8 protein-coding genes are annotated in these 9011 nt (G+C 59.2%); 5 read left to right on the plus strand and 3 right to left on the minus strand.

The genetic code is table 11. The features are described 5' to 3' along the window. Positions 1 to 247: 247 nt before the first annotated feature. Positions 248 to 1525, minus strand: coding sequence for a mechanosensitive ion channel family protein (locus ABJ99_RS08050; protein WP_054085370.1), 1278 nt, complete (start codon positions 1523 to 1525; stop codon positions 248 to 250). A gap of 260 nt (positions 1526 to 1785) precedes the next feature. On the opposite strand from ABJ99_RS08050, the gene ABJ99_RS08055 reads away from it, so the two are divergent. Continuing rightward, positions 1786 to 2829 (plus strand): XAC2610-related protein, encoded by a 1044-nt coding sequence (locus tag ABJ99_RS08055; protein ID WP_230081004.1) that lies wholly within the window; start codon positions 1786 to 1788, stop codon positions 2827 to 2829. Positions 2830 to 2841: 12 nt separating this feature from the next. On the opposite strand, the gene ABJ99_RS08060 is transcribed toward ABJ99_RS08055, so the two are convergent. Continuing rightward, positions 2842 to 3735 carry a LysR family transcriptional regulator gene (locus ABJ99_RS08060; RefSeq protein ID WP_054085372.1) on the minus strand — a complete coding sequence of 298 codons (894 nt, stop codon included), beginning with the start codon at positions 3733 to 3735 and terminating at the stop codon, positions 2842 to 2844. A 107-nt stretch (positions 3736 to 3842) separates the two neighbouring features. Between ABJ99_RS08060 and ABJ99_RS08065 the strand changes: the two genes are divergently transcribed. Both ABJ99_RS08065 and ABJ99_RS08070 read left to right on the plus strand, forming a co-directional pair. Then, positions 3843 to 5063, plus strand: a complete 1221-nt coding sequence (locus ABJ99_RS08065) for an MFS transporter (protein WP_054085373.1) — start codon at positions 3843 to 3845, stop codon at positions 5061 to 5063. Between the two features lie 41 nt (positions 5064 to 5104). After that, positions 5105 to 6133, plus strand: coding sequence for an alpha/beta hydrolase (locus ABJ99_RS08070; RefSeq protein ID WP_054085374.1), 1029 nt, complete (start codon positions 5105 to 5107; stop codon positions 6131 to 6133). A 56-nt stretch (positions 6134 to 6189) separates the two neighbouring features. Here the strand turns inward: ABJ99_RS08070 and ABJ99_RS08075 are convergent, their stop codons facing one another. Then, on the minus strand, positions 6190 to 6543 hold the full coding sequence (locus ABJ99_RS08075; protein ID WP_054085375.1) for a cyclophilin-like fold protein: 354 nt from the start codon (positions 6541 to 6543) through the stop codon (positions 6190 to 6192). A gap of 547 nt (positions 6544 to 7090) precedes the next feature. Here ABJ99_RS08075 and ABJ99_RS08080 point away from each other — a divergent pair. Both ABJ99_RS08080 and ABJ99_RS08085 read left to right on the plus strand, forming a co-directional pair. Then, positions 7091 to 8428, plus strand: a complete 1338-nt coding sequence (locus ABJ99_RS08080) for a DEAD/DEAH box helicase (RefSeq protein WP_054085777.1) — start codon at positions 7091 to 7093, stop codon at positions 8426 to 8428. Between the two features lie 194 nt (positions 8429 to 8622). Next, positions 8623 to 8925, plus strand: coding sequence for a hypothetical protein (locus tag ABJ99_RS08085; protein WP_054085376.1), 303 nt, complete (start codon positions 8623 to 8625; stop codon positions 8923 to 8925). The last annotated feature ends 86 nt before the right edge of the window (positions 8926 to 9011 follow it).

A 9011-nucleotide genomic window follows, 5' to 3' on the forward strand; every position in this document is an offset into this window, starting at 1 on the left:
ACGTGATAGTTGAATTTCGATGGCGACACTACTTAAGGTCGAGTGGGCGGCCCATGTTTGAAATGGTATGTTTGATCACAGGTGCTGAAAAGTTTGATACTCGCATGCGTGCAGCTCAAAAAAATAAAGCTACTGAGTGGCTAAAACTCTTCATTGGTTCCATATCCCCAAATCACGATAGCTGGGAGCAATGGAACCACTGCACCGTTCCAAACGCTTTCAAATCTCAATCTCAACGCTACCGCCCCTAATCAGCGGTAGCCTGGCCTACAGCCTTCCCACCCAACCCCACCCGCATATCCGCCCCACTCGGCTGCTGATACAACCCCAGCCCGAACTCCGGCATCACGGTAATCAAATAGTCAAAAATATCCCCCTGTATCCGCTCGTAATCCACCCACACCGTCGTGCGGGTAAAGCAGTAGATCTCCAGTGGAATACCCTGTGAAGTGGGCTCCAGCTGGCGAACCATGCAGGTCATGCCGGGGTTTATTTCTGCGTGGCTTTTCAGGTACGCCAGGGCGTAGGCGCGGAAGGTGCCGATGTTGGTCATGCGCCGGCGGTTGGCGGACATTTCTGCGACGTTGCCTTGTGCCTCGTTCCAGGCCCGGAGTTCGGCCTGTTTGCGGCCGATGTAGTCGGTGAGCAGGTGGATTTGCATGAGTTGTTGTTCTTCGTCGTCACGCACGAAGCGCACGCCGCTGGCGTCGATGAACAGGCTGCGTTTGATGCGGCGTCCGCCGGATTGCTGCATGCCGCGCCAGTTGCGGAATGACTCGGACATCAGACGCCAGGTCGGGATGGACACGATGGTTTTGTCGAAGTTCTGCACCTTCACGGTATGCAGGGTGATGTCCACCACGTCGCCATCGGCGCCCACTTGCGGCATTTCGATCCAGTCGCCGACGCGCAGCATGTCGTTGCTGGTCAGCTGTACGCTGGCGACGAATGACAGCAGGGTGTCCTTGTAGACCAACAGAATGACTGCCGACATGGCGCCAAGGCCGGAAAGCAGCAACAGCGGCGAACGGTCGATCAGTGTGGCGACGATGATGATTGCGGCGAACACATACAGAATCATCTTCGACAGCTGCACGTAGCCTTTGATCGAGCGCGTGCGGGCGTGTTCGGTGCGCGCGTAGATATCCAGCAGGGCGTTGAGCAGTGCACCGATGGCCAGGGTCATGAACAGGATAGTGAAGGCCATGGCAATGTTGCCGATCACGTTCCTGCCTGCGGTGCTCAGGCCGGGCACCAATGTCAGGCCGAACTGGATGACCAGCGACGGCACCATCTGCGCCAGTCGGTGGAAAACCTTGTTATGGCGGAAGTCGTTGACCCAGTGCAGGGACGGCTGGCGGCCGAGCATTCTGACCGCATGCAGCACCAGAAAACGCGCAACGCGGCCCAGCACCAGGGCTGTGGTCAGCAACAGGATCAGTGCCAGCCCGGTGCGTACCCACGGGTGCTGATCGAGCATGTCCCAGAGTTCCTGGGTCTTGAGCCAAAGCGCGTGAATATCCATTAAAACGAGGTTCTCCTGGGGGATGAGGGGGCACGATTAAAAAACATTAACGATGTTCTGTCAGGCAATGGCTGGCAAAATTGTTTTGCGAAAGGCTGACGCACACGCGTAGCGCAGCATAACGTCCGGGCATGACGCTGAGTGTGGTTACATCCTTGAGCCCCATCATTATCCAGAGCAGGAGTGGCAGTGTGCAGATTTCAATCATTCAGGACGGCAGTTTGTGGCGCTGGTCACGAGCGGTAATTGCCGGGGCAGGGATGATGCTGGCGACGCTGACCAGCTTCGCAGCTGCGCCGACGACCTATGGCGAGATGGATGTGGCGGCCTTCGAAAAATCGCCACGGACAACCTACACCGTACAGGACTTCTCCGATCGTTATCGGGCGACGCTGGATATTTCAGCCAGCGACGAGACGTTTCGTCCCGGCGTGATCAGCGTCTACAACAAGGCTGGCGGGGCTCAGTTGATCCGCGTGCAGTCCGATGAGCTGGTGCTCGGCACCGACCCGAAAACTGGCAAGGTCAAAACCAATGTGCACGAGTTGCCCTATGGCGAACAGAGCGTACTGGTCTATCAGGATTTCAACTTCGATGGCATCAAGGATCTGGCCTTGATGGACGGGCAGAACAGCTGTTATCACGGCCCTTCGTATCAGGTCTTTCTCGGCACGGCCGATGGTTTTCGGCACAGCGATTCGTTTACCAGACTGGCGCAAAACAACTGCGGCCTGTTCAGCGTGGATGAGAAAACCCGCAAGATCGAGACCATGACCAAAGACGGTTGCTGCTGGCATCAGACGTCCACGTACACCGTTCGCAACGGTGAGCCGGTGCTGGAAACGCAGACGGTCCTTGACCACACCGGTGGGTCGGGACTGCCGACTGAAACAGTCAGTCGCAATCAGAATGGCAAGATGACGCACACCACCAGCATCGTCTGGGAGGAAGACGGGCAGCGTGAAATTCTCCTGTCGTTCAGGCTCGCGCCGTCCGGCAAGCGCATCGTGCTGTTCCGCTCAGGGGCCGCAAGCCCGGTCTTCTACGCGGCGGTGGACAGCAAGAATCAGGTCGGGCTGCTGTTTCCCCAGGCGGAAGGTGAGCAGCTGAAGTACGACGATGCCAGTCACGTCGTGAGCTTCGTGCGCGGCGACACCGCTTACCGGATCGTGGGTGACGCAAAGGGCGCGCCCACAGCCATGCAGGTGGTGGCGCGGGGCAAAACCACCGAACTGAAACTGCTTGCCGAGCCTGCCCTGGGTTCGCTGAACAAGGTCGCGGAGGCGCTGAAAGCCGCGCAGTAATCAGGCAGCGGGCTAGCCCCGATACCGCACCGCGTCGACAAATGCACTGAACGCCGGCGACGCCTGTCGCCGGTTTGGGTAGTACAAGTGAAAGCCTTCAAAGTACGGGCTCCAGTCGACCAGCACTTCTTTCAGACGGCCGCTGGCGATGTGCGGCTGGGCCAGCGAGTCGGGCACGTAGGCGAGGCCGACGCCGTCCAGCGCGGCGTTGAGGACGTGAATCATGCTGTTGGAGGTGAATTGCCCGTTGACCCGGATGTTCAGTTTGCGGCTGTCCTTTTCGAACTCCCAGGCATAGCAACTACCGTTCGGGGAGTGGCGGATGTTGATGCAGGTGTGTTGGGTCAGGTCCTGGGGTTGCAGCGGGACGGGATGTTTCTCGAAGTAAGCGGGAGAACCCACCACTGACAAGCGCCAGTCCGGGCCGAGGCGCACGGCGATCATGTCTTTGCTGATGGATTCGCCCAGACGGATGCCGGCATCGAAACGTTCGCTGACAATGTTGGTGAAGCCGTAGTCGATGCAGACTTCGATCTGGATGTCCGGGTATTGCGCCAGAAACCCGGCAAGCATCGGCCGAATGATGCCTTCTGCGGCGTCATCGGAGCAGGTGATGCGTATCGTCCCGGCGGGCTTGTCGCGCAACTCGCCCAGTACTTCGACTTCTGCGCTGATCTGATCCAGCAGTGGCCCGATCGAGCGCATCAGCCGTTCGCCTGCTTCAGTCGGCGCTACGTTGCGTGTGGTCCTCGCCAGCAGGCGCAGGCCCATGCGTTCCTCCAGCGCTCTCAAGGTGTGGCTCAGGGCCGAAGGCGTGACGCCCAGTTTGGTGGCTGCCTTGGTAAAGCTCTGCTCTCGGGCCACCATCAGAAAAGCTTGCAGGTCGTTAAGTTTAGGTGTGCTCATTGCTGAGTCTCTCTCACAAGCGCGTGGAAATTGCGACGTCTAATCATCCTAATGCCTTTGCCCTAACCTGTGCCGACTATTTTTGATAACCGGCAGGTCAGTGACGCATGAGTGCATTCGAATCAACCCCGGACAAGCCGACGACAGCCTCACACCCGCCTGCGTGGGGCGCAGTGTTTTCAATGGCGCTGTGTGTGGTGGTGCTGATTGCTTCGGAGTTCATGCCGGTCAGCTTGCTGACACCCGTCGCGCAGGATCTCGGCATCAGCCAGGGTCAGGCAGGGCAGGCGATTTCGGTTTCCGGGTTTTTCGCGGTACTGGCCAGCCTGCTCAATACGCCATTGACCGGCCATCTTGACCGCAAAAAGGTCCTGCTCGGCTTCAGCCTGCTGTTACTGGTGTCCGGGGTGACCGTCACGCTGGCGCCGAATGGCTGGGTGTTCATGGCCGGTCGCGCGCTGCTGGGCATCGCCATCGGCGGTTTCTGGTCGATGTCGACGGCGACCGTGATGAGGCTGGTGCCCAACGACTCGGTGGCCAAGGGCCTGGCGCTGATCAATGGCGGTAACGCGCTCGCGGCCACCGTGGCGGCGCCGTTGGGTAGCTTCATGGGGCAATACATCGGTTGGCGTGGGGCGTTTTTTCTGGTGATCCCGCTCGCTGCGCTGGCGTTCGTCTGGCAATGGCTGAGCCTGCCGGCGATGAGCAGCACGCCGAACAGCCGGACGCGCAATCCCTTCCGACTGCTGCGCAACCCGCAAGTGGCCATTGGTATGACCGCCATCCTGCTGCTGTTCATGGGCCAGTTCGCGGTCTTCACCTATCTGCGTCCGTTTCTGGAAGAGATCACCGGCGTGAGCGTCAGTGCCCTGTCGCTGATGCTGCTGATGCTGGGTGCCAGCGGGCTGGCCGGGACGTACCTGATTGGCGGGCTGCTGCACAACCGCCTGTACGCCTGCCTGATCGCCATTCCGCTGCTGATGGCGGTGCTGGCGGTTGCGCTCACCGGTCTGGGCCACTCGCCTCAGGCCGTCGCCATTGTCCTTGCCGCCTGGGGGCTGATTGCCACGCCAGCGCCGGTCGCCTGGGGTTTGTGGCTGAGCAAAACGCTGCCCGACGACGCGGAGGCGGGTGGTGGGCTGATGGTGGCGACCATTCAATTGGCGATCACCGCCGGCGCCGGCATCGGCGGCGCGCTGTTCGACAACCTCGGCTGGTGGAGCCCGTTCGTGTTCGGTGGCGTGGTGCTGGCCGGTTCCGCCGCACTTGCCAGCGCCGCCCGACGCAACGCTCAGCCCTCGCTCGACGAAGTGCTACGGCATCGCTGAACAACATAACGCTGGTCAATCATTCAACGAGGGAAAGCTCCATGAAAAAGTTTCTTTTGATGCTTGGGCTTTTAATAAGCTCATATTCTGCGATAGGAGCAGACATGTCTCACGGTGCTGATAATTTCTACACAAGCGACAAAGTCACTGCGCAAAAAGTGCTGTTCAACAACCAGTACAAGATGAAAGTGGCGGGCAATCTCTTTATACCCAAGGGCTCGAACCCGAACGTTAAAGCGCCGGCAATCATCGTGGGGCATCCGATGGGTGCAGTGAAAGAGCAAAGTGCCAATCTCTATGCGCAGAAACTGGCCGAGCAGGGCTTCGTTACGCTGTCGCTGGACCTGTCGTTCTGGGGCGCAAGTGAAGGCGTGCCGCGCAACGCCGTTTCGCCCGATATCTACGCTGAAGACTTCAGCGCTGCGGTAGACTTTCTGGGCACCCAGACGTTCGTCGACAAGAACCGCATCGGTGTTCTGGGTATCTGCGGCAGCGGCAGTTTTGTCATCAGTGCCGCGAAGATCGACCCGCGCATGAAAGCCATCGCCACAGTCAGCATGTATGACATGGGCGCCGCCAATCGCAACGGTCTGAAACATTCGCAGAGCCTGGAACAGCGCAAGAAAATCATCGAGCAGGGGGCACGTCAGCGTGACGTAGAATTCAGCGGCGGCGACACCGCGTACACCAGCGGCACCGTGCACAAGCTGACGGAAAAGTCCGGCCCGATCGAGCGTGAGTTCTATGACTTCTACCGCACGCCACGGGGCGAGTTCACGCCTGAAGGCCAGTCACCTGAACTGACCACTCACCCGACGCTGACCAGCAACATCAAGTTCATAAACTTCTACCCGTTCAACGACATTGCAACGATCTCGCCACGCCCGATGCTGTTCATCGCAGGTTCAGAAGCGCACTCTCTGGAGTTCAGCGAAGAGGCCTACAAACTGGCCGGCCAGCCGAAGCAGTTGATCATCGTACCAGGTGCCGGGCATGTGGATCTGTATGATCGGGTCGATCTTATCCCGTTCGACAAACTGGGTGAGTTCTTCAAGAAAAACCTGAAATAAGCCGCCGTACATCACTACCCGCCAGAAGGCCCTGCACTTGCTGGGCCTTTTGCGTATCAGTCTTTGGCGACTTCAAACCGGACGGCGACAGTGCCCGGCTGCCGGATGATTTCGATACCGGATTCAACCCGCCCCAGCCTGACCAGACCCGGCGAGTATTTGAAACCTTTGTGGTAAATCGCCAGATTGCCCCACGGCGCGTAATAGGCGATATCCCCCTCGACCGGCGTGTTGCCTGCCGCTGCACCGGTCACGTCGAGTTTGCGCGGGAGCGTGCTGATTTTCTCGGTGGCGGCGTAGTCTTCCAGCGTCAGCTCAAGCGGCAGCAGCGAGACGAAGTCCCTGGTTGTTGCGCTGTCTTGCAGATGAAACGTGACCACCTTGTCACCGGCATACATTCTGATGTTCATACCGCGCTCCGGAACGTTCTGGCTCGACGATGAGGGACCGGATTGTTGTGCGCAAGCCGTCGCTGGAATGAGCAGCATCAAAAGGCTCATCCCCAGACAGGCCGATAACGTCAGGCCTGCGAATAGCTCTGTTTGCGAATGTCGCAATCGTGCGTCTGTCATGGCGTTGTACCCCGTGAAATGCCGTGAAAGAAGCATACCGGGTGCGCGGCTGTTTCTTGTCTGCGTGTGTGTGCTCAGGTGACGGACCAAGGGCAGATGCTTGCGCAGGTCGCGGTCCACCCGGATGTTCCCGATCTGCACGACAGCGCGAGGCATCGAGCAGGTTTCGAGCGAATCTGCAGCCGGGAAAAAGTTTTGCGGCCGTTCGCGGTGCTTAATGGCGTCTGGATGAGAGCGCTTTCGCGCCGCCGCTGGGCCTGTCGGACCCTCTGGAGCGGCGTGTCGGCAAACAAATTCGGCCATTGGTGGTAAAGAAACTCGGCCCCGGCGCTCGAAACCGTTACGCTATGCAGCTGTATTTTTGTTTTTCGTCGAGGTAGCACCCGTGTTTTCCGAATTCGCCCTGCACGAACGCCTGCTTAAAGCTGTGGCCGAACTTAAATTTGTCGAGCCTACGCCTGTGCAGTCGGCCGCCATCCCGTTGGCTTTGCAAGGGCGCGACCTGAGGGTGACTGCGCAAACCGGTAGCGGCAAAACAGCGGCATTCGTACTGCCGATCCTCAACCGCCTGATCGGCCCGGCCAAGGTTCGCGTCGACATCCGCGCAGTGATCCTGCTGCCGACCCGCGAGCTGGCGCAACAGACGCTCAAGGAAGTCGAGCGGTTTTCCCAGTTCACCTTCGTCAAGGCGGGTCTGATCACCGGCGGCGAGGACTTCAAGGTCCAGGCGGCCATGCTGCGCAAGGTACCGGACATCCTGATCGGCACGCCGGGTCGTCTGCTGGAGCAGCTTAACGCGGGCAATCTGGACCTCAAGCACGTCGAAGTGCTGGTTCTCGACGAAGCCGACCGCATGCTGGACATGGGCTTCTCCGAAGATGTCGAGCGTCTGGCGGGCGAGTGCGCCGGCCGTGAGCAGACCATGCTGTTCTCCGCAACGACTGGCGGTGCCGGTCTGCGTGAAATGATCGGCAAGGTGCTCAAGAATCCACAGCATCTGCAAGTCAACAACGTCAGCGAACTGGCTTCCGGCACGCGCCACCAGATCATCACGGCTGACCACAACGTTCATAAAGAGCAGGTGCTGAACTGGCTGCTGGCCAACGAGACCTACCAGAAAGCCATTATCTTCACCAATACCAAGGCGATGGCGGATCGTTTGTACGGTCGTCTGGTGGCGCTGGAATACAAGGCGTTCGTGCTGCACGGCGACAAGGACCAAAAGGACCGCAAGGCGGCCATCGACCGTCTGAAGCAGGGTGGCGCGAAGATCATGGTCGCTACCGACGTAGCGGCACGCGGTCTTGATGTTGAAGGCCTGGACATGGTGATCAACTTCGACATGCCGCGCAGCGGCGACGACTACGTGCACCGCGTCGGTCGGACCGGTCGTGCCGGCAGTGACGGTCTGGCTATCTCGCTGATCTGTCATGGCGACTGGAACCTGATGTCGAGCGTCGAGCGCTACCTCAAGCAGAGCTTCGAGCGCCGCGTCATCAAGGAAGTCAAAGGCACTTATGGCGGCCCTAAAAAGGTCAAGGCGTCGGGCAAGGCAGTCGGCGTCAAGAAGAAAAAGACCGACGTGAAAGGCGACAAGAAAAAAGTCGCCGCCAAAGGTCCGACCAAGCGCAAGACCGCCAACCGGCCCAAGTCTGACCTTGTCAGCCAGGACGGCATGGCACCGCTGAAAAAACGCAGCACTCCGGCACCTGCCGCCGAGTGATGGCCATGACCGTTCCCGCGCAGGCGGGAGCGGTCAACCTTTTCCTGTTTGCCTTCTGCGCAGACCGCCGTCCGTCAAACCTTCCAGCAACTTCTCTGAACCGTCAAAAAACCCGCAGGTCACATTTTCTGAGTCGTATGCTTGTGGCTGGATGTCATGGGCAATCAATCCATGCTGGACGGAGGTTTAGAAAAATGACTTACAACTGGGACCTTATCGAGCGTCTGCTGCACGAAGTTCAGAACGACGGTACTCAATCGACATCTGCTGAGCTTTTTGAAACGCTGCTTAATCGCGGGTTTATCGAGCCGCGTCCTGTCGAAGAGGGCGGGGATGGCTCGAGTTATATTCTGACCAAGCGCGGCGCCAGCCTGCTGGCGCTTATCGACAGCGCCATCCCCGACAATGCTCACCCGCTACAGGTCCTGAATGACCACGACGATCCGCTCGACCCGGCGACGTTCGACGTCATCGCGTCCAAGCCGCAGATTGCCTGAGACCTCGATAAGCGTTTTACTGCCGGTTCCCGGCAGTTCGCGGACAAGCGAAGCGTCGCCCGGTCCGCTCCCACAAAAGCGAAGCG

Origin of the sequence: Pseudomonas syringae pv. cilantro, from assembly GCF_001293775.1 — a bacterium.
Classification (GTDB): domain Bacteria; phylum Pseudomonadota; class Gammaproteobacteria; order Pseudomonadales; family Pseudomonadaceae; genus Aquipseudomonas; species Aquipseudomonas syringae_P.